Here is a 19,939-nt window from a genome sequence, read left to right on the forward strand (position 1 = left end):
TCTTCATTTATGCGCGGTTCTTATGCATCACTGCGGATGATGCGATGAAATCCCTGAAGAGAGGGTGCGGCGACATTGGAGAGGACTTGAACTCTGGATGGAACTGTCCCGCAAGAAACCAGGGATGATCTTCCAGCTCAACGATTTCGACAAGATTGCCATTCGGAGATAAACCGCTGATGACCAGTCCGGCTTCTTCCAGCTGAATCCGGTATTTATTGTTAAACTCGTAACGGTGGCGGTGGCGTTCGTAAATTTCGCGCGCGCCATAAGCTTTGAAAGCATGGGATTGTTTGCGCAACTGACAAGGGTACTCGCCAAGTCGCATGGTCCCGCCTTTATTTCCGTTCACTTCCTGATCGGATAACAAATCAATAATCATGTATGGTGAAGTCGTGGAAAATTCCGCGCTGTTGGCATTTTTCAAATTTGCGACGTGGCGAGCGTATTCAATGACGGCGCAATGCATGCCTAGACAAATACCAAAATAGGGAATTTTCTGGGTGCGGGCAAATTCGACGGCTTTTATTTTCCCCTCAATGCCGCGTTCTCCAAAACCGCCCGGCACCAGAATGCCGTCGCAGGTTTCAAGAAATTTTGCGCCGCCATCCTTCTCAAGATTTTCCGCATCGACCCAGTGAATATTGACTCGAAGGTTATTGCCGATCCCTCCATGCATGAGGGCTTCGGTCAAACTCTTGTACGATTCCTTCAAGTCGATGTATTTGCCGACCAGCCCAATATTCACTTCGCCGCTGGGTTTCTTGATGATGTGATTGATCTCTTTCCAACGCGTCATCTCGGGCTCGACGGCGGGAAGTCCTAATTTCTTTAATACGGTTTTACCCAAACCCTCACGGTTCAAGGCAAGGGGAACCTGGTAAATATTATCAACGTCTTCAGCCGTCATTACAGAGTCCACAGCGACGTTACAAAACAATGCGATTTTCTTTTTGATCAGTTTAGACAGAGGGCGCTCGGTGCGGCATAATAATAAATCCGGCTGGATACCAATTTCTCGAAGTTTCTGTACGCTGTGCTGGGTGGGTTTGGTCTTCAATTCATCTGCAGTCTTGATGTAGGGAACCAGCGTCAAATGGACATAGAGAACATCGTTGGGTTTCTTATCGAATTTGAATTGCCGGATTGCCTCCAGAAAAGGCAGGGACTCGATATCGCCAACCGTTCCCCCTACTTCGCAGATCGCCACATCGTATCCCACCCCGACATTTTCCACATGTCTTTTGATTTCATCCGTAATATGAGGAATGACTTGCACCGTATCGCCGAGATACTCGCCGCGACGTTCTTTTTGAATGACGTCGTTATAAATTCGTCCGGTAGTTATGTTATTGGAGCGCCGCATTTTTGCCAGGGTAAAACGCTCGTAATGACCCAGGTCCAGATCGGTTTCGGCGCCGTCATCGGTCACGTAAACCTCGCCATGCTGAAACGGGTTCATCGTTCCAGGATCGACGTTGATGTAGGGGTCGAGCTTCATGAGCGTGATCTTAAGATTTGCCCCTTCGAGAAGAGCTCCTATGGAAGCGGCGGCAATTCCCTTGCCCAGGGAAGACAGTACGCCGCCGGTTACAAAAATATATTTTGTCCTTTTGCTTTTTCTCAAGGCTTGAACTCCAAATGATGGTGGGGGGTGAACTCGACCTTATAACTTCATGATGCTTTGCACGGCAACCAGATCTTCCGGGGTATCGACCCCTTGAGAAGTGAGATCGGTTGTTAATACCTTAATCACGTATCCATTTTCCAAAACGCGTAATTGTTCCAACTTCTCCAAACGTTCCAAATTACTTTCCGGCAACTGAGTCAACTCCAGCAGGAATGATTTTCTATATGCGTACAGCCCAATATGTTTATACCAGAGGTCTGCATTTTTGTCCTCATTGATTCCGCTTTCACGATGAAATGGTATGGCGCAACGCGAAAAATAAAGGGCGTTGCTTTCTTTGGATATGACCACCTTGACGGTATTGGGATCATTGATTTCCCGATCCTGAACAATGGCCGTTCTTAGCGTCGCCATGGGAATATCCGGAAAATCAGCCAGACATTGAGCAACGCGATTGATATTTTCCGGAGGTATGAGAGGTTCGTCCCCCTGAACATTGACGACTATGTCGCAAACCATCTCCCGAACAACTTCAGCGATGCGGTCGGAACCGGAAGGATGATCCGGGGACGTCATTACGGCGCGTCCGCCAAACTCCTGCACGGCATTGTAAATGCGCGAATCGTCGGTGGCAACCAGTGTTTCGGATACCGCAGAAGCTTCGAGGCAACGTTCATACACCCATTGCACCATGGGTTTCCCATGAATCATGGCAAGGGGTTTACCGGGAAACCGAGACGCCGACCAGCGAGCCGGGATGACCGCGACAATTTTCGGGTCAGTAGGCATGGGGATTGACAAAGCCTTTCCAAAGAGTCATGAACAGGATTTTGATATCGAACCAGAATGACCAATGCCGTATATAATACAAATCATACTCAATCCTCTTCTCCAGCGATGTGTTGCCTCGCCAGCCGTTCACCTGTGCCCAGCCGGTCACTCCCGCCTTCATTTTGAGACGCAACATATAGTGGGGAATGGTCTTTTTGAAATCATCGACAAAAACGGGTCGTTCCGGGCGCGGTCCGACCAGACTCATATCCCCTTTCAGAACATTGAATATCTGCGGGAGTTCATCCAGACTTGTCGAGCGTAGAAATGTCCCAAGCCGGGTTCGACGGTCGTCGTTCTGACGCGCCCACACCGGGCCGGAATCATCTTCTGCATCGACCCGCATAGACCTGAATTTGAGCATATCAAACACTTTGCGGTCCAGTCCCTCACGTTCCTGACGATAAAAAATGGGACCGCGTGATTCCAATTTAATTGCGATGGCGATCAAAGCCATGATCGGAGATGCAAGCAAAAGAGCCAAACAGGACAGAATAATATCGGAGGTCCTTTTGATAATAATATTCCAACCGTATAACGGGGAATCGCTCAGGCTGATGATTGGCATGCCGTCCAAATCCTCAACTCCTGCCTGCAAATTCATGAATTGAAGCAAGTCTGGAACCACCTTGATGGTAACGGTCTCCTCAGACAGATGAACCAGAATTTTCACGATATCATTCTGTCGATCCAAAGGCAGGGCGATATAGACCTGGTCAATCCCCCGGCCTTTAATGACTTCGGGAATCTTATTAAAATCGCCCAGGTATTTCATCGGAACGCTTGATTCTTGCACAGGCGACGGGGGGTATTCATCAATAAACCCGACCACACTGAAGCCGTACTCCGGATGCATTTTCAGGCGTTCTGCGAGGGAATTAGCGAGAGAACCAGAACCTATGATCAACACATGGCGAAGGTTGAATCCCTTTTTCCGCAATTTCATCAAAGACAGGCGAATGACCCAGTGCGAAAGGGTCAGCAAACTCATCTCCAGAATTATAAAATAAGTAGCAATGAGCCGGGAAAAGGACTCTTCCCGATAGTAAAAAGCCAGGGCCGACAAGATCAACCCTGATAACAAAGTCGATTTGACGATTATCAGGAACTCGGCAGAAAATGATTTTCCCCGCAACGGCCGATACAAACCAAAAGACTTCGCCGTGAGCATGAACACGGCCCAAACGGGTATCAAAGCAAGATAATAAGACTCGGGAGCAGGCTCGCCATACAAGAGAGGAAAGATGGGCAGATTGACGCGCGCCCAGAAAGCCGTTAACCATGAAACAACGATGACCAGGCTATCAGCAAATATCAGTGTGGAAAGAAATAGCTGACCGTGTTTCTTCAGCATCGGTGATGAGTGAGTTGGTCCTGGATAAAAACCCTGATTCGTTCTGCAAAGGCTTCGGTTCTGAACTTCAAAGCCTGATCGCGAATGGTTTGGGGGTCAAACCTGGATTCTATCTCTTCAAAGTGTTTAATTGACGCCATTAAGGAATCACGGGTCGCTTCGTAAAAAAAGACGCCTGTGGTCTGGTCTGCGCTGGGTTTTGGAATGCCCGATTCCGCTTTCCAGCTGTCTGGATCGGGAACCACTGTTTCCAACGCCCCGCCCTTTCCGAAGGCAATGACGGGCGTTCCCATGGCCTGCGCTTCGACGGGTGTGATGCCAAAATCTTCCTCGCCCGGAAAGATCAATGCCCTGCAACGTCCAAGGTAGGAACGAACGTCTTCAGAACTCAGCCAGCCTTTAAACTGAATGTTCTTTCTCGCTCTTTGCCGTAACGAATCAGCCTCTTGTCCCGCGCCCACAACGACCAAAGGATACCCCAATTCATTGAAGGCATCAACCGCTAAATCCACGCGTTTATAGGGGGCAAAGGCAGACAGGATCAGGAAAAAATCTTCCCGCGCTTCGCCATGTGTTTGATAAAACACGGTGTCAGCCGGGGGATGAATAACAGTGGAATCGCGCTGATAATGTTTCTGGATACGTTTTCTTACATGCTCGGAATTGGCAATATAGGAGGTCACTCCCCTGCTTGTTCGAACATCCCATCGACGCAGAAAGGGCGCGACGATTCGCATCGCGGTCGCCACCAGCGGAGATGAATTGTCCTTGCCAAAATATTGATCGAACTGGTCCCAGACATAGCGCATGGGGGTGTGGCAATAACAGACATGCAGCGCTTCAGGAGAAGTTCGGACGCCTTTGGCGACGCAATGACTGCTACTCAGAACCAGATCGTATTCGCGCAGGTCCATTTGGCCGATAGCCAAAGGCATCAAGGGAAGATAATAGCGGTAGTGCGACTTTATAAAGGGGAGCTTTTGTAGAAAAGAAGTGCGAATGGGGTGACGCTCGATTTCCGGGGAAACCGCGCCTTCAACCCAGAGAAGGGTGTGCAGATCAGCTTCCGGGAACAGGCGGCAGAAAATTTCGAGACATTTCTCGCCGCCGCGCATTCCCGTCAACCAGTCATGAACGATCGCAATCTTCATGGGGAACCGATCAGGCTCAAGGATCGGTTATTGAATTTCTTGCAGTTTCTTCTGAATCTTTCCGCGAACTTCAGCTGTGGGATTGCCGCGAAGGGCCGCTTGCAAAATCTCGACCGCTTTACTGCTTTCACCTTTTTTGTAATAGCTCAAACCCAGCATATAGCGGGAATCGTGTACCTTGTTGCCATTCGGGTATTTGTTCAAAACGGTTTCAAATTGCTGGATCGCATCGTCATACATTTCCAATTGAAGGTAATTGCTTCCAATCCAGAAAACGATGTTATCGCGCAGACTGGAAGGCGGATTGCTCACCGACAGCGATTGGAATAAGAGAATCGATTCGTCATAATTTTTGGCTCGGTAAGCCGCCAGAGCGCGCTGGTATTCAGGCGGAGTGGCCTGCGCACGACTCGCCCGATGCATTGATCTGCGTTTTGCCGATTTCTGCATTTCCATCTCTTGCGCTCTTGTCTGCATTTCGCGGACGCGAGTTAACTCAGCATTCAGCGTTTCGACTTTGCTTTTGAGTTGTTCCACTTCAGGTTCAAGGAATTCGGTTTTACCCTGCGCCGCGGCCAGACTTCCTTCCAAGCGCTGTTCAGTTGCGCTGATTTTAGGTTCCAGCGTTCTCAGGATTTCTTCCAGTTGACGCACTTTGGCCACCAGAGATTCCTGCTGAAATTGCAGGTTCTCAACATCGCCTTTCAATTCGCCTTTTGCGGTGGCCTGATCGGGATTGGCAAACTCCCCGTCCACATCCAGGAAATCCCCGCTGTCTTCTGCAAAAAATGCGCTGTCATCATCAGACGCAGGAGCAGAATCGCCAAACAAATCGCCCTCTGTACCGAAATCATCTTCAAATACGATATCTTCCTCCTGATCGTCTCCGATCCAGGGGATGTAACTACACCCTTGTAAAAACACTGGCGTAACGAGAAACGCAATTAAAAATAGGTGGGATATTTTTCGTGAAAGGGACATAACAAACCTTCTCTCCTATGGCAGGAAAATTAATAGAACCTTAATTTTCAATAGATTATAAATATCTTTTGAAAAACTGTCAACTGATTTACTTCAGTGAACCCTATACATTTAGCCCAATAAGGCTATTTGCATTGATATTCCTGATTTAATTGAATTACGGTTCTATTCTTTATCGAAATTTTTGCCAGATACATTAGCATAAGTACTGTTTTTTCAATTGAAAACCGGGGGAGGCTTGCGGTTCATCAGAGTGAGTTCCTGTAAAACCCGAACCACTTTATCCAAATCTTCCTGAGTCGTGCCCTTCCCCAGGCTGAATCTCAAGGATGAGTTCACGCTGTCTACAGGCAAACCCATCGCCAATAACGTGGGAGACGGCAGTCCCGAACCCGAACTGCAGGCGGAGCCGGCAGAAACGGATATGCCCGCCATATCGAGTCCGATGAGCAAAGTGTCGCCCTCAACGCCATCGAACACGATATTGAAAGTGTTGCCCAGTTTCTCCACGCCTTCACCGATCAGCGACACGTCCGGAATGGAATCTTTCAAAGCCTTCAAAAAATACTCCCCACGTTCCGCAATACGGCGTGAACCGCCTTCTCTCAGAAAATTCCTTGCGATCTCGCAGGCTTTGCCAAATCCGGCGATGCCTGAAACATTCTCCGTGCCGCCGCGCCGCTTTCTTTCCTGGCCGCCGCCGCACAACGGGGAAAATAGGGGAGGCGTTCCCTTGCGCAGATAGAGCGCGCCGACGCCTTTGGGACCGTACAATTTATGCGCCGAAAAGGAAGCCATGTCTACCGGAAGATTTTTGAAATCCAAATCTATTTTCCCGGCCGCCTGAACCGCATCGGTATGAAACAGGATGCCGCGCGAGCGAACTCTCTCGCTAATCTCAGCAATGTCCTGAATGATTCCTGTTTCGCTGTTGACGTATTGGATCGACACCAACAGGGTGTCGTCGGTCAGTGAAGCCTCGAGTTCGTCTGGATCAATTTTTCCGTTGGAATCGACGCCCAGCAAGACAATGTCGTAATCTTTTTCCAACTGCTTCAGCGGATTGATTATCGAGGCATGTTCCACTTGCGTCGAGATGATGCGCCCCGCCCTTCCTCTGGCGGAAAGCGCGGCCCCCAGCAGAGAAAAATTATTCGCTTCCGTACCGCCGCTGGTAAAGATGATTTCACTGGAGCTTGCCCGAATCAGATCGGCAACCTTCTGTCGCGCAATGTCAAGAAATTCACGAGCCGCCCTGCCCTCATAATGAATACTGGAGGGATTGCCAAAATCAGTTTTCATTACCGAAACCATAGTCTCCAGAACTTCCGGGTCCAATGGGGTCGTAGCGTTATGGTCTAGGTATATGCGAGACAAAAACAGGTCCTCCGGGAGTAAGCCCGTCTGGCTAAGGTCGAATTGGGAAGGTTGACTGTACTGTTTATTCTTTGGAAGATGCGTCGACTTCGTTTTTGATCTGTTCCTTCAACAAGCGGATATCGCGCTCCATTTGGGGGAGTCGCTCCAGCATACATTCGATCACACGCGCCACAGGATCAGGAAAACTTTCTTCGCCGTCCACTCCGGTATTAACGTCTTTGCCGGAATACACAACGCGTCCGGGAACGCCAATCACCGTAGAGTATTCGGGAACGTCCTGCAAAACCACCGAACCGGAACCGACCTTTGTATTGTTGCCAATGTTTATGGGGCCCAATACCTGCGCGCCCGCGCCCAGCACAACATTATTGCCAACAGTCGGATGGCGCTTGCCTTTCTTGGTACTCAATCCGCCGAGCGTGACGCCATGATAGATAAAAACATTATCGCCGATGATTGCGGTTTCGCCGATCACCACGCCCATCCCGTGATCGATAAAAAACCGTCGTCCGATAACAGCCGCGGGATGAATTTCGATGCCAGTGATCCATCGAGCAAAAAATGAGATGAAGCGTCCAAGGAATTTCCAGCCATGATTCCAAAACCAGTGCGCAATTCGATATACAACAAGCGCATGCACTCCTGGGTACAGAAGCAGGACTTCCAAACGATTACGCGCCGCGGGATCTTTTTCCATCGCGACGTTAATATCTTCCCTGATTTGCTTTATCATTAGGAGGCCGAAAAATTCAAAAGCTGTAAATTATTATAATCAATATACATTATTCCACATTTTCCTGAAAAAAAGAAATGCTTCTATTGATATCCTCTGGAGAATATCCCGAATTATTGACACGGGTTTTGATTAAAACAACCAGTTCCGACAGATTGCAATTGTGAAGATTCGACGCCGGTGATTTAGTCGGTTGCCTTCAAAATACTTTGCAGTTACCATGCGAACTGTATTCTATTTTCTCTCTTGGGTATTCACATGGAATCCTTAAATGCGGCGATTCTCTGGCGCGCCTTCCTCACCACGACCATTGTTTCCCCTTGTTTGAAATGGGGAGTCAAGGTGAGCTGGCCCTTTGCCGGAATCTATTTCACGCTGTTCGCTCTCACAGCGGGAGCGCTGTATCTGGCGTTTTATCTGGAAAGCAAGTGGGGAGACGAGGATGAAGGTTAAGAAAGATTCTATTTATAGAATATGACGCGAGCGCCCTTTCGAGTTGCGACATGCGGAACTGTCGGCAGGATCAATCCAGCAGTTTATGTCCCCGATTGCGCATGCATTTTCTGTAGGAGCTTTTATAGGTTCCTTCCGACTCAACACCGCTTTTCACGCCGCCCGCCGAGCCTCCAATCGCCGCGCCTGTCGCGGCGCCGCTACCCGCGTTGCCAGACACTGCGCCAATCACCGCCCCGACCGCCGCACCCACTCCCGCTCCGATCGCTGTTCCCTTTGTAGCAGAACTTGCAGTGCCGCCAGACGCTTTCAATGCCAGTTGACGACATTCCTCCAGATGCTCATCGATGAGGTCTGCGTTGGCGTCTCCATAAGGGTCGACGGTGGGTTGCCATCCCTGGCTGGCGCAAGCGGAAACCAATCCCAGACAGAATATAAAACCCAAGAGTTTTGACGAATTCATTCCTATACCCTTTCCTCAAAATGCACGACGGCTTGATTCAGACGCTGTTTGATAAACAGTAGAGTCCTATTTAAAGGTTTAACACAAATCCATTTTCAATAATATATCTTAGACCAATTTAACCTTATCCGAATCCTAAAGCTAATATTCACACAAGCCGATATCTTAATAACAATCATAAAAACAAGGAGAAGGGAAAATATGAAGAATTGCTTTCGAGTGATATCGGGACTGTTGTTATGGGGCGCTCTCTGGGCTGGAGCGGCAAATGCGCATACCCTGCACACCACAGGGGACAGTTACATCAACCTCAGTCAGGTCAATCAGGTCAATGGCGACAAACGCAATGTCCATATACGGAATCTGGGAGGAGACCGGCAGGCCTTCGCCCAGTTCGATCTTTCGACGCTTCCTTCAGGCATCACCAGCGCTGATATTGCCAAAGTCACGCTCCGCGTCTGGGCGATGAATGTTTTGAATGCAGGCGATCTGGACCTGTTCAACGTTACTTCTTCATGGGACGAAGCGACCGTGTCCGCCGCCAACAGTCCTTCGCTGGCATCGACCGCCCTTTCCACGGTGACTTTCAATGGAGCGGACGAGGAAAATTTTGTCGCCATCGACATCACCGCGCTGGCAAAAGACTGGGTGGATGGCACGACGCCTAATTACGGAATCGCCCTTATGCCCAACGCGCAACAAGGCAACGCTATCAGCGTGCAACTCGACAGCAAGGAAGCGACGGGCACCAGTCACCCGATGGAAATGGAAGTCGCGCTCATTGGCCCCGAAGGTCCGCAGGGAGCGACGGGACCTCAGGGCATACAGGGAGTCACCGGAGCGACGGGACCTCAGGGCGCGACCGGACCGCAAGGGCCGATTGGCTTGACTGGCGCGACCGGACCGCAAGGGCCTATCGGTTTGACGGGAGCCACCGGAGCGCAAGGACCAACCGGACCTCAGGGACCGACGGGTCCCACCGGACCGCAGGGCGCGACCGGACCTCAGGGACCCGCCGGAGTCAGCGGTAAGGATAGCGCCGACGGCGTGCGCATCACCTTCGCCCGTCAGGTCAATATGGATCAGGGCGAAACCGGCGTGACGGCTCTCGATCTGAACGGCACTGATCTGTTTCAATCCGCAGACCCGACAGTCACTCTGGGCGGAACCGCTCTGACCGTGCTTTCCAAAACATCATTGGGCGGCGGTCAACAGCAAGTCATCGCACAATTGCCGCTTGGACTCACGGATGGAAATTTTGTGGTCGATCTGGCCAACTCCAACGGCGACTCGGAATTTTATCTTCCTCTACAATCCTCCACTCTCAATGACGGATCGACCTGGACCGAAGCAACGGCTTCAGCCGCATGGGGAGGTCGGTTGGGCCTGGGGTCTGTTATCTTTCAAGATAAAATCTGGATCATGGGTGGGGAGGGTTTGAATGATGTTTGGAAAAGTTCAGATGGAGTCAACTGGACACAGGTTACTGCATCAGCTAACTGGGGAGGGCGTTACTCAATGGCCCCATTAGTTTATAATAATAAAATCTGGATCTTTGGCGGTAAAACTAGCGGTTATTTGAGCGACGTCTGGAGTTCCAGCGACGGAGCCACCTGGACCCAGGCAACCGCATCTGCGCCTTGGGGCGGAAGAGCATTCCACTCAACCCTTGTCTTCGACAATAAAATGTGGGTCATTGGCGGTTACAGCGGCGGTTATACAAATGATGTCTGGTGGTCTACAGATGGAGCCAACTGGACGCAAGCCACGGCATCCGCCCCATGGGCGAGTCGATCAGGTTTAAACTCAGTAGTCTTTGACAATAAGATGTGGGTGATGGCTGGAGTGGACCAAAGCCAGGTTAATCTTAATGATGTATGGCATTCCAGCGATGGCGTCAACTGGACGCAAGCCACCGCTTCCGCTTCATGGGTGGGACGTGAAAGCCCTGTTTCACTTATCTATGATAATAAAATGTGGATCATGGGCGGCTATGGCGGAGGGTACCGAAATGATGTCTGGAATTCGTCCGATGGCGCCAACTGGACTCAAGCCACGAGCGCGGCTTCCTGGTCGGGCAGAATGCTATTGTCAGCAGCTGTCTATAAATCGAAGATGTGGGTTCTTGGCGGATACACTGGCGGACGTGTGAACGATGTCTGGCACACGTCTGAATGATATTCAGGTAGCGCAGGATTTGATCCCCTCTCTGGATTCCAGAGGGGGGATTTTTTTATTCAGCAATCGAGTCGAGATCGGCGATCGACGTTTCGTCTTTTTGTTCCATATCGTATTGCTTGAGCGCTTCCTCCTGCGCCGCTTTATCCGCCGCGGCGTAAACGCGGATGATGCCGAAGCGTTGCGATTGCTGAATACGGATCAGACTCATGCGCATCGATTCGAGAACAGCGAGAAAAGTGACGATGATTTCCTGCTTGGTGTTCAGCGATGTGAACAGGGAATCGAAGGTGATGCTTTCGGACGCATTGAGAATGTCCAGAATATAGGCGATGCGGTCCGACACCGACAGCGTCGTGATCTTGATTTCATAATCCTTCTTGACGACCTGATTGCTGACAATTTTTTTGAACGCCGTCAACAGATCGAAGACATTGGCTTCGACAAATCCCTCGTCTTCTTTCTCAGCAATCGTGAGCGGACTTCCGCGCACAAAAACCTGCTGGTGGTCGTATTCCATCTTGCGAAGCTGAAAGGCCGCGTCCTTGAAGCGCTGGTATTCGATGAGTCGCCGGGTCAGTTCATCCCTCGGGTCTTCACCTGCATCGGGATCGACCTCGTCGTCGTGTTCCTTCGGTTCGACAGGGAGCAACATGCGGGATTTGATGCGCGTCAACTCAGCGGCCATGATGAGATATTCACCCACCAGATCGAGATTCAGTTCGCGCAACATATCCAGATACTCCAGATACTGGCGCGTGATCTGGGCGATGGGGATATCGTGGACGTCCATCTTCTGCTCTTTAATCAAATGAAGCAGAAGATCGAGGGGGCCTTCGAATATATCCAGACGGCATTGATAGTTCATGATTGGTAAATTTAAATGTTTCAAATTTCGGACACTTTCCTGACTCTAAAAGTCCCCATATAAGTACTGCAAAATACTCAGAATGGCAATGGGCGCCGTTTCTGCTTTAAGGATTCGCGGCCCCAGCCGGATCGACTGAAAACCATAACGCCTGGCAAGGTCCACTTCCTCTGGAGTGATGCCGCCTTCGGGGCCGCAGATACAGGCGATGGAAGGGGCGGCTGAAACATTTGGCAGGTCGGTCAATCGACGCGCGTTTTCCTCCTCCCACAGGATCAATTTCAGCGATACACCTTCAAAACGCTGGCAGAATGTTTCCAGATCGATTGAAGAATCCGGCAGGTCCGGGGTCACCGACCGTTCCGATTGACGCACCGCCTGATGGATGATTTCCCGCCAGCGTTTCAATTTCGCTTCCCTGATGTCTTTTTGCGGAATGCTCCGTTTCATCGTTATGGGGTACAGTCCGCTCAGGCCCAGTTCCACCAGCGGGCGTATGATGTCGTCGAACTTCTTTCCCTTCAGCATCCCCAAGCCCAGAATGATCGACGCAGGCGATTCATTCCCCGCTGGCAAACGTTCCAGAATTTTGCCAGACAATTCGCCCGCTTCGGGTGAATTCAGCCGTACCTGATATTCTGCGCCCTGACCGTCGAAGGCATAGATAATATCGCCTTCGCCCAGACGCAGCGAATTTTTGATATGCCGCCAGTCTTCTTCGCGGAAAATGATCTGAGCGCCTCGAATATTTTCAGGGGGAACAAAAAAACGTCGGCGGGTCATGAATGAATGGAAGCTCCGTTCAAACTCAAAATTTCACTGAGCGAGTTGATTTCATAATCCGGTCGGATGGAGTCAGGAAGAACGCTGTTATCGCGATTCAGCCAGACCGCTTTCATGCCAGCTGATTGAGAACCGACAATATCCGCCGCCGGGTTGTCTCCAACGTATAAAATCTCATGAGACGGCAGGTTCAGCCGCTCAATCGCAATCTGGAAAATACTGGGATGCGGCTTGCGGTAGGGAACGCTGGACGAGTAAACCGCAAAATTGAAATAGGCGTCCAGGCCGCATTGACTGCGTTCGTAGGCCTTCATGAACTCGGGATTGGTTGTATTTGAAATGATGCCCATGGGAATCCCCTGTTGTCGCAATGCCTCCAGAGTCGGCGTCACATCGCCATAGACCTTGCGTCGCTCGTAGGTTTTTTTATAGTACACGGTCATCAGCTCTTTCAAATCCTGGTCGCTTTCACTCGGCAAGCGATGACTGATAAGGAAACTTTTGAGAACGTCTTCAAAGCGCGCCTCCTGATGGCTTTTGCGCGATTGCTGAATCAAGTTTCGGAAGCTGGTTTTGAAACGGCTGTAGAAATCATCAAAAGCAGGCGCTTCCCAGCCGCGTTCCTGCATGGACTGGTGCATGGCCTTGAATGGAGGCAAATCATTTTCGTCGCCCAGATCAACGAGGGTAAACGCCCAGTCGAACACGACAGCTTTATAAGTAAATTTCATTCTGGAATGTGGTTTTTGTAGTTCGTGAATGATGAGAAATTATGTGCGAAATTGAGAGAAAAACCCTTGCCCCCTTTATATACAGGGAATTCAGCTAAGTAAATTTTAGATTCAGGCGCCGCGCTTTGTAAATATTAAGAGTGACAATAAATAATCTGATGAATTTTAATGACTTTATTTCAAGGAAGCTGAATTTGGTGATAATATTATATCTCATCTCATAGACAGACACATTCATTTCAGAGGATTTTGATGGATTCGAAAGATTCAAATGTCAGGGATTTTCCTGAGGATATTAAAGCCAATCAGGAATTCATTCGCGAGGCTCTCGATATGGGAGCGTCAAAATCCAAGATCATCGACGCCCGTTCCATTGTGCTGGGCAACTGGGTGAAATTGCAATGCCAGTTTGGCTGTGAAAATTTTGGCAAGATGCATACCTGCCCGCCCCACTCTCCGATGGCGGATGAAACTTCTGAAATCCTTCTGGACTATCAAAAAGCGATTCTGCTGGATGCCGACGACGACAAGAACATGAATGAAATTGTTCTCAGTCTGGAGACGAAACTGCGCAGTAAGGGATTTTATAAAGCCTTCGCCCTCAGCGCCCAGCCCTGTGATTTATGCGAAACCTGCACGGTTGAAACGCATTGCAAGTATCCCGAAAAAGCCCGCCCCACCCTGCAGGCTTGCGGCATCAATGTTCAGGAAACCATGGATCAACAAGGTTGGGAACCATCCAACAGCTGGCAGCCCTGCTCGCCCAAAAACAACATCGGCATGGTTCTGATCGCCTGAGCTTTCCCCTTTACTTTTTTTCTACCAGCAACTTCGTTCCAATCCATGCCGAGCCGCCCTTGTAGCGTATCTGCGTCCATGAATCCTGAGTCTGCAGTACCGTCACTTCCAGCCCCCGGCTGACAATTCCGATTTTTTTGCCATTCATTGAAGGTTTGTCGCGGACATTCGCCGCAAGCACGTTGACCTTCATGATCCTTGAGCGTTTCTCTTTTGGCATCGCCGGTTTTGTGCTCTGCGTTGGCGTCGCGCGCGGCTTTACAGCTTCCGGCGCAGGCTCTGGCTCGGGAGGCGGGTCGGGAATTGATACCGGAACCGATGTAGGCCATAACTCTTCAATTTTAAAATTTTCGAACCCGTTCAGTTTGAGGCTGAAAAAAACGCCAAATGAAACGAGGAGAATAACGATATAGAATGTCGCTCGAAAAGGCGACATGAAACGACTGGAGGAGACGGCGTTTAATTCCGGCGGCCCGCAATAGGAGCAAAAGGCCGCGCCTGCGGCAAGCGGATTGTCGCAAACAGAACAGACCTGCAGGTTCTTGCTCTTATCATCCAGACCTATTTTTCGATCAAAAAATGTCTGAAGATCATCCTTCATACAGAATCCTTATCAATTCAAGGAATAAATGGATCTGTATTTCTCAGTCAGATAATTAATGAACAGTTGCGGGTCGAGCGGCTTTCCCGTAACCCGAAGAACCAGTTCGTCGGGGGTGTACAATTTGCCTTGCTGATGAATATTCTCATTCAACCAGTTTTTGACCGGAGCCAAATTCCCTTGGGATATTTCATCCTCCACTCCGGGAAGCGCCTCGCGCAGAGCTTGATAGAACTGACAGGCATACATCGCGCCCAGTGTATAAGACGGAAAATATCCAAAGGCGCCGCCGCTCCAATGCACGTCCTGCAAAACCCCTGAAGCGTCGTTTGGTGGGCAAATGCCCAGATATTCCTGCATTTTAGCGTTCCATATCTCAGGCAAATCCTCAACTTTAAGGGAGTCGTCGAACAAGCCTTTCTCAATCTCGAAACGTAAAATCACATGCAGGGGATAAGTCGCTTCATCGGCTTCGACCCGAATGAAAGACGGCGAAACCATATTGATTCCGCGATACAAGGTTTCAGCCGATACATTCTTGAAATTCTCGGGAAAGGCTTCGGCGAAAGTCTGCAAAAATGCGCCGCAAAACGGACGTCCCTGAGCGATCATCCGCTCCCAGAACAGGGACTGCGATTCGTGGATGCCCATGGTGAGACTTTCCGAAGCGGGCAAATCCCGCCCTTCCCGCATACGCCCCTGCTCATACAGTCCGTGCCCGGTTTCATGAATGACGGCGTACAGGGATTCGATAAAATTATCCTCGCGGTAACGCGTTGTGATGCGCACGTCGGAAGCGTCTCCGCCGCCACAAAAGGGATGAACCGAGACGTCCATCCGACCATGATCGAAGGAGAACCCAATGGCCTGACTGATTTTTTTCCCCAGCGCCTCCTGATCGGCGACTGGGAAACTGCCTTTAAGAAAAGTTCCGTCTGGAGCGTTGGAACTCTCCGCCACGCCTTGAATCAGATTTTTCAAAGGAGTTTTAATCGTATCGAAAATTGCAGTCAAGCGTTCAGCGCTCATCCCGCGCTCATAAATATCTATAGTGGCGTCGTAAGTCGATAGCTCGGGAAAGGCATATCCAGCCCATTCTTTTTTCAGCTGTACGAAACGCTTCAACGTCGGAACGAAACTGGAAAAGGAATTCTCCTGCCGCGCCTTCACCCAGACATGATGGCCCTGCGAACTCAAACTCGCCAACTCCTGGACCAGCGCCTTGGGAATGCGCGCGCTGAGATCGTATTCACGCTTGGCTTCCGCAATGTTTCGCCATTCGAACAAGCTGTAATTATCAGGCCCGGCAGAAAACAGGTCTTCCGCCAGAGCGCCCAGTTCCTTGCGCGAACTCTTTTCGTGCAGGACGCCCGCCAAGGCCGCCATTTGACCGGCCCTGGACTCCGCCGCTCCAGAAGGCATGATCACCTCCTGGTCCCAATGCATGATCCCCATCACCGAGCCTAAGCGCGAAACCTCGGTTAATTGAGATACTAGCTCTTCGTATTTTTTTTGCTGAGTCTCGTTCATGACGTTCTTTCCGCTAATTGCCAACCGGGAGCGTTAATAAAGGCGCGCCGCTTTTCGCGTTGCCCGCCTGCAGGGAAAATATTTGCCCCAGTAAGGAGAAGGTTGATTTCGAATCCAAATCGGATTGAGAGATGTAAAACCAGTTGTCGCCGTACTTCACCGACACCGCGGGATTATCCGGCGAACTCTCCTGAGTGCGTACATTCAGCAAGTCGCCCGACATCTTTTTCCAGTCAAACGGCGTTCCATCGGCTTTCACTGTCAGAGTGACGTTTCCAAGTTCGGCATCGGCTTGAGGCGTTTCCACCGCATGCGACAGATAATACATGATGCCCAGCAGGGATCGCGTTTCAACCGTAAATTCGCCAAAAGAAGGATCATTCGCCGCATGACCCAGAGAAAACGCCAAGGCTCCCTCTGGAAGTTTGAGATGCGCTCTCAATTGCTTCAATTCCTCAGATTGCTCGGCCGAAGGATCGATTTTAAAAGTCAATTTTCGACTGTCTATCTCACCCGACAGCGAAACGCTCAATAAACCTTCAACCTGAAAATGCCGGATCAAACGGATGACCTGCACGAATGCTTCAAACTCCGGCGCTTTTTTTGGAGTCGGCCCAGATGCGTTGGGCGCGTTTTTCAAAGGCCCGATCTGCTGTATGGCAATGCGCATCACCCGCTCAATACTCCAGCCCGATTTGTACAAGAGGTAAAGATGGTCGATCGGAATCTGCGATAAAAACCGCTGAATGAATTGTTCTCCCTGCAAAGGAGAATAAGTGACTGTCGGACTTTCCTTGAGCAACATTCCCGCTTTTGGACCAAAAATACCGTAGTCGCCCTTCTGCAAGGTCGCCGATAACGAGGCGTCGGCGCTGATGGTGAATTGGGAAGCGATGCCGCTGACTTCGAGAAAAAACGGCGTGTCCCTGTATTTGAGTCGCACCAGATTGAGTAACAATTGTTCGTTATCTGATTTCTGAATCGATGTATTGTATGAATTGCGATCCGATTTGATCGATGCCGGGCCAATCCAGCCCATGCAACCGCTGAGAGTCGCGACGCAAACCATTAAGGATAAAATATTCCTGAGACGACGCATGTCTAGCCCTGTCTGAAGTATTTGAAAATAATAAAAAAAGGTCCAATGACCCTTTGGGATATAATAACGGAAATAGACGCGATTAAAAAATATTATTAATAAATTCAATAGATTCGCCAAAGTCAGCCTTCTGCTCTATTGCGCTTTCTTATGAAATACATTCATCCAACCGTTCTCCTTCTGGGAATCATCAGCCTGTTCAATGACATGGCAGGCGAAATGATCTACCCGCTCTTGCCGCTGTTTTTATTCAAGACCCTCGGAACGGGCGCCTTCAGGCTGGGTCTGATAGAAGGTATTGCAGAAGCGACGGCCTCGTTGCTCAAAGTGATTTCTGGAATCTGGACCGACCGAAGCGGGAAAAGGAAACCCTTCATTCTTGTGGGATATGGGATGGCAGGTCTGGCCAAACCGCTGATCGGCCTGGCAGGTTCCTGGCCCGCAGTTCTTGCCCTGCGCTTCATGGATCGCGTGGGAAAGGGAATTCGCACATCGCCCCGGGATGCCTTGATCGCCGATGTCAGCCCGCCAGAGCATCGCGGAGCCTCATTCGGTTTCCATCGCGCTATGGATCATGCGGGCGCGGTGATCGGCCCTCTGGTCGCCGCGCTTTTATTGATGCTCCCCACTATTTCTCTACGCGAGGTGTTCTTTTTGGCGGCCATTCCAGCGGCTATCAGCTTCTTAATCGCATGGATTGGAATCAAAGAAAGTTCGCGCACACCCGTAGCCGCTCCGACGCCCTTATCGAAACCGATAAAACTGAGTTCCTGGAATCGTCTGTCCAGCAACTACAAATTGTATTTATTCAGCATTTTCATTTTCACTTTAGGCAATTCCACGGACGCTTTTATTTTACTTCGACTTTCCGATGCAGGAGCTTCTGCAACTTGGGTGGCGGTCTTGTGGTCGCTTCACCATATCATCAAGATGGCGGCTAATTATTATGGAGGCCGTTTGTCCGACCGTTGGGGGCATCGACGTCAGCTCGGTCTTGGATGGATTTTCTATGCGGTCGTTTATCTTCTGTTCGCTATCACGGATTCCATCTCTGGAATTATCGCAGTCTTCATGCTCTATGGATTATACTATGGTCTGGTAGAGCCTTCGGAACGAGCCTTGGCCGTGGCCTTGGCGCCAGATCATCTGCGCGGCACCGCTCTGGGTTATTTTCACCTGACGCTCGGGCTGGCCGCCCTGCCCGCCAGTCTGTTGTTCGGGATGATCTGGCAAAACTGGGGACACGGGCCTGCATTTTTTGTCGGAGCGGCTCTTGCGCTCATTGCGACGTTGGCGCTCCAATTCAATGATACGAAGTCAGAATTAAAGAATGGGAGGGAAGCATGAACCAACAGGATGAAACAATTGGCACGATTAAAGGACGTCTGGAAGCGCTGAACCGTTCGCTTGTCAGCGAGAGAAATTCAGAACAGTATTATGAAACCCTGCTTGAGAAAACGCCCCCGGATACGGAAGAAAATATTGGCATGAGACGCATGTACCAGGATCTAAAGGAGGAGGAAAAGAAACATGTCGCCACTTTGGAAACGCTAATCAAGCAGTGGGAACAACGGATGAAGGAGTTATCAGAGAAGTAACTCATCCAAAGTTTGTGCAACCTGCGTGTAAACGAAACAAAAAATAATGCTTCAATTGATTATATGTTGACGACGCCCCCGGGCTTCGTTAGTATGAACCAGTTCGTTAATGACTTTAAAACGATCCTGTGAGATCGTTAAGGAATCCAGCATGCCTCTACAATTTGCCCCATTTTGTATCGACCTCTCTTTGCAACGGCAACGAGGGGTATTTTTTTATCCTGCGAGGGCAATACGATGACCGGTTCAGAAATATTGAAAGAGAAAGACTTCTCCCGGGCCATCACCCGAATCGCCCACGAAATCGTTGAAAAAAACAAAGGCGCAAACAATCTCGCTCTCATCGGAATCCGCACCCGAGGCGCCATCCTTTCGAAACGTCTTCAGGAAAAAATTCAGGAAATTGAAGATACGCAAGTGCTTCACGGGATTCTCGATATCACGCTGTACCGGGACGATGTCGGGATCGGCAAGCAAAATCCCGAAGTCAAGGAAACCAACATACCCTTTTCACCCGAAGGTTTGGTCGTCGTTTTATGCGACGATGTTCTGTTTACGGGCAGAACCATACGCGCGGCCATTGATGCCTTGATGGATCTCGGACGCCCCTCGCTCGTGCAATTGGCGGTATTGATTGATCGCGGACACCGCGAACTGCCCATTCGGCCCGACTTTGTCGGTAAAAATATCCCCACCTCGCGATCCATGCGCGTTCAGGTTCATTTCAAGGAAACAGACGGTCAGGACCACGCCATGATAGGAGAAGCCAGCTAAACG

At 50.1% G+C, this 19,939-nt stretch carries 20 protein-coding genes; 6 read left to right on the forward strand and 14 right to left on the reverse strand.

Going from position 1 to position 19,939, the window contains the following annotated elements:
- Window positions 1-7: 7 nt before the first annotated feature.
- From G3M78_11495 to cysE, 7 genes are all read right to left on the reverse strand, one after another.
- On the reverse strand, window positions 8-1,627 hold the full coding sequence (locus tag G3M78_11495) for a CTP synthase (GenBank protein QPJ65983.1): 1,620 nt from the start codon (window positions 1,625-1,627) through the stop codon (window positions 8-10).
- Between the two features lie 39 nt (window positions 1,628-1,666).
- Window positions 1,667-2,419 (reverse strand): 3-deoxy-manno-octulosonate cytidylyltransferase, encoded by a 753-nt coding sequence (kdsB, locus tag G3M78_11500; GenBank protein ID QPJ65984.1) that lies wholly within the window; start codon window positions 2,417-2,419, stop codon window positions 1,667-1,669.
- Window positions 2,409-3,815 (reverse strand): undecaprenyl-phosphate glucose phosphotransferase, encoded by a 1,407-nt coding sequence (locus G3M78_11505; protein QPJ65985.1) that lies wholly within the window; start codon window positions 3,813-3,815, stop codon window positions 2,409-2,411. Before G3M78_11505 ends, kdsB begins: the two co-directional genes overlap by 11 nt.
- A complete protein-coding gene (locus G3M78_11510) occupies window positions 3,809-4,930 on the reverse strand; it encodes a glycosyltransferase family 4 protein (protein QPJ66842.1) in 1,122 nt (373 codons plus the stop codon). The genes G3M78_11505 and G3M78_11510 overlap by 7 nt, the downstream gene beginning before the upstream one ends.
- Before the next feature lie 63 nt (window positions 4,931-4,993).
- Window positions 4,994-5,947: a tetratricopeptide repeat protein gene (locus G3M78_11515; GenBank protein ID QPJ65986.1), complete on the reverse strand. Its 954-nt coding sequence runs from the start codon at window positions 5,945-5,947 to the stop codon at window positions 4,994-4,996.
- Window positions 5,948-6,163: 216 nt separating this feature from the next.
- Window positions 6,164-7,324 (reverse strand): cysteine desulfurase, encoded by a 1,161-nt coding sequence (locus tag G3M78_11520; GenBank protein QPJ65987.1) that lies wholly within the window; start codon window positions 7,322-7,324, stop codon window positions 6,164-6,166.
- 64 nt (window positions 7,325-7,388) lie between these two features.
- Window positions 7,389-8,060, reverse strand: a complete 672-nt coding sequence (cysE, locus tag G3M78_11525) for a serine O-acetyltransferase (GenBank protein QPJ65988.1) — start codon at window positions 8,058-8,060, stop codon at window positions 7,389-7,391.
- 258 nt (window positions 8,061-8,318) lie between these two features.
- Between cysE and G3M78_11530 the strand changes: the two genes are divergently transcribed.
- Entirely contained in the window at window positions 8,319-8,513 is a 195-nt protein-coding gene (locus G3M78_11530; protein ID QPJ65989.1) for a hypothetical protein, read from the forward strand.
- 70 nt (window positions 8,514-8,583) lie between these two features.
- Here the strand turns inward: G3M78_11530 and G3M78_11535 are convergent, their stop codons facing one another.
- Complete coding sequence (locus tag G3M78_11535) at window positions 8,584-8,976, reverse strand: hypothetical protein (GenBank protein QPJ65990.1); 393 nt, start codon at window positions 8,974-8,976, stop codon at window positions 8,584-8,586.
- A 201-nt stretch (window positions 8,977-9,177) separates the two neighbouring features.
- Between G3M78_11535 and G3M78_11540 the strand changes: the two genes are divergently transcribed.
- Window positions 9,178-11,154 (forward strand): DNRLRE domain-containing protein, encoded by a 1,977-nt coding sequence (locus tag G3M78_11540; GenBank protein QPJ65991.1) that lies wholly within the window; start codon window positions 9,178-9,180, stop codon window positions 11,152-11,154.
- 55 nt (window positions 11,155-11,209) lie between these two features.
- Here the strand turns inward: G3M78_11540 and G3M78_11545 are convergent, their stop codons facing one another.
- Genes G3M78_11545 through G3M78_11555 form a run of 3 tightly spaced genes read right to left on the reverse strand, consistent with a single transcriptional unit; the run spans window position 11,210 to window position 13,536 of the window.
- Window positions 11,210-12,022 carry a segregation/condensation protein A gene (locus tag G3M78_11545; protein QPJ65992.1) on the reverse strand — a complete coding sequence of 271 codons (813 nt, stop codon included), beginning with the start codon at window positions 12,020-12,022 and terminating at the stop codon, window positions 11,210-11,212.
- A gap of 45 nt (window positions 12,023-12,067) precedes the next feature.
- The gene (locus tag G3M78_11550) at window positions 12,068-12,805 is read right to left on the reverse strand and encodes a 16S rRNA (uracil(1498)-N(3))-methyltransferase (protein QPJ65993.1); all 738 of its coding nucleotides are present in this window, start codon (window positions 12,803-12,805) and stop codon (window positions 12,068-12,070) included.
- Window positions 12,802-13,536: an HAD family hydrolase gene (locus G3M78_11555; protein QPJ65994.1), complete on the reverse strand. Its 735-nt coding sequence runs from the start codon at window positions 13,534-13,536 to the stop codon at window positions 12,802-12,804. Before G3M78_11555 ends, G3M78_11550 begins: the two co-directional genes overlap by 4 nt.
- Before the next feature lie 252 nt (window positions 13,537-13,788).
- Between G3M78_11555 and G3M78_11560 the strand changes: the two genes are divergently transcribed.
- Window positions 13,789-14,334, forward strand: coding sequence for a DUF2284 domain-containing protein (locus tag G3M78_11560; GenBank protein QPJ65995.1), 546 nt, complete (start codon window positions 13,789-13,791; stop codon window positions 14,332-14,334).
- Between the two features lie 10 nt (window positions 14,335-14,344).
- On the opposite strand, the gene G3M78_11565 is transcribed toward G3M78_11560, so the two are convergent.
- The 3 genes from G3M78_11565 to G3M78_11575 are packed head-to-tail and all read right to left on the reverse strand — an operon-like array spanning window position 14,345 to window position 17,564.
- Window positions 14,345-14,935, reverse strand: coding sequence for an SH3 domain-containing protein (locus tag G3M78_11565; GenBank protein ID QPJ65996.1), 591 nt, complete (start codon window positions 14,933-14,935; stop codon window positions 14,345-14,347).
- A 12-nt stretch (window positions 14,936-14,947) separates the two neighbouring features.
- The gene (locus G3M78_11570; protein ID QPJ65997.1) at window positions 14,948-16,465 is read right to left on the reverse strand and encodes a carboxypeptidase M32; all 1,518 of its coding nucleotides are present in this window, start codon (window positions 16,463-16,465) and stop codon (window positions 14,948-14,950) included.
- A 13-nt stretch (window positions 16,466-16,478) separates the two neighbouring features.
- Entirely contained in the window at window positions 16,479-17,564 is a 1,086-nt protein-coding gene (locus tag G3M78_11575; protein ID QPJ65998.1) for a hypothetical protein, read from the reverse strand.
- 150 nt (window positions 17,565-17,714) lie between these two features.
- Here G3M78_11575 and G3M78_11580 point away from each other — a divergent pair, with 150 nt between their 5' ends.
- From G3M78_11580 to pyrR, 3 genes are all read left to right on the forward strand, one after another.
- A complete protein-coding gene (locus G3M78_11580) occupies window positions 17,715-18,911 on the forward strand; it encodes an MFS transporter (GenBank protein ID QPJ65999.1) in 1,197 nt (398 codons plus the stop codon).
- On the forward strand, window positions 18,908-19,162 hold the full coding sequence (locus G3M78_11585; GenBank protein ID QPJ66000.1) for a hypothetical protein: 255 nt from the start codon (window positions 18,908-18,910) through the stop codon (window positions 19,160-19,162). The genes G3M78_11580 and G3M78_11585 overlap by 4 nt, the downstream gene beginning before the upstream one ends.
- Before the next feature lie 237 nt (window positions 19,163-19,399).
- Complete coding sequence (gene pyrR, locus G3M78_11590) at window positions 19,400-19,936, forward strand: bifunctional pyr operon transcriptional regulator/uracil phosphoribosyltransferase PyrR (GenBank protein ID QPJ66001.1); 537 nt, start codon at window positions 19,400-19,402, stop codon at window positions 19,934-19,936.
- Window positions 19,937-19,939: the final 3 nt, after the last annotated feature.

It is taken from the genome of Candidatus Nitrohelix vancouverensis, assembly GCA_015698305.1.
GTDB classification, from domain to species: domain Bacteria; phylum Nitrospinota; class Nitrospinia; order Nitrospinales; family VA-1; genus Nitrohelix; species Nitrohelix vancouverensis.

What these genes read in the sequence shown, in the direction of transcription:
- G3M78_11565 (QPJ65996.1), bottom strand. Translation starts at nt 14,935, where the DNA reads ATGAAGGATGATCTTCAGACATTTTTTGATCGAAAAATAGGTCTGGAT.
- G3M78_11570 (QPJ65997.1), bottom strand. Translation starts at nt 16,465, where the DNA reads ATGAACGAGACTCAGCAAAAAAAATACGAAGAGCTAGTATCTCAATTA.
- G3M78_11510 (QPJ66842.1), bottom strand. Translation starts at nt 4,930, where the DNA reads ATGCGCGGCGGCGAGAAATGTCTCGAAATTTTCTGCCGCCTGTTCCCG.
- G3M78_11530 (QPJ65989.1), top strand. Translation starts at nt 8,319, where the DNA reads ATGGAATCCTTAAATGCGGCGATTCTCTGGCGCGCCTTCCTCACCACG.
- pyrR (QPJ66001.1), top strand. Translation starts at nt 19,400, where the DNA reads ATGACCGGTTCAGAAATATTGAAAGAGAAAGACTTCTCCCGGGCCATC.
- G3M78_11560 (QPJ65995.1), top strand. Translation starts at nt 13,789, where the DNA reads ATGGATTCGAAAGATTCAAATGTCAGGGATTTTCCTGAGGATATTAAA.
- G3M78_11550 (QPJ65993.1), bottom strand. Translation starts at nt 12,805, where the DNA reads ATGACCCGCCGACGTTTTTTTGTTCCCCCTGAAAATATTCGAGGCGCT.
- G3M78_11535 (QPJ65990.1), bottom strand. Translation starts at nt 8,976, where the DNA reads ATGAATTCGTCAAAACTCTTGGGTTTTATATTCTGTCTGGGATTGGTT.
- G3M78_11555 (QPJ65994.1), bottom strand. Translation starts at nt 13,536, where the DNA reads ATGAAATTTACTTATAAAGCTGTCGTGTTCGACTGGGCGTTTACCCTC.
- G3M78_11540 (QPJ65991.1), top strand. Translation starts at nt 9,178, where the DNA reads ATGAAGAATTGCTTTCGAGTGATATCGGGACTGTTGTTATGGGGCGCT.
- G3M78_11545 (QPJ65992.1), bottom strand. Translation starts at nt 12,022, where the DNA reads ATGAACTATCAATGCCGTCTGGATATATTCGAAGGCCCCCTCGATCTT.
- cysE (QPJ65988.1), bottom strand. Translation starts at nt 8,060, where the DNA reads ATGATAAAGCAAATCAGGGAAGATATTAACGTCGCGATGGAAAAAGAT.
- G3M78_11585 (QPJ66000.1), top strand. Translation starts at nt 18,908, where the DNA reads ATGAACCAACAGGATGAAACAATTGGCACGATTAAAGGACGTCTGGAA.
- kdsB (QPJ65984.1), bottom strand. Translation starts at nt 2,419, where the DNA reads ATGCCTACTGACCCGAAAATTGTCGCGGTCATCCCGGCTCGCTGGTCG.
- G3M78_11515 (QPJ65986.1), bottom strand. Translation starts at nt 5,947, where the DNA reads ATGTCCCTTTCACGAAAAATATCCCACCTATTTTTAATTGCGTTTCTC.
- G3M78_11575 (QPJ65998.1), bottom strand. Translation starts at nt 17,564, where the DNA reads ATGCGTCGTCTCAGGAATATTTTATCCTTAATGGTTTGCGTCGCGACT.
- G3M78_11505 (QPJ65985.1), bottom strand. Translation starts at nt 3,815, where the DNA reads ATGCTGAAGAAACACGGTCAGCTATTTCTTTCCACACTGATATTTGCT.
- G3M78_11580 (QPJ65999.1), top strand. Translation starts at nt 17,715, where the DNA reads ATGAAATACATTCATCCAACCGTTCTCCTTCTGGGAATCATCAGCCTG.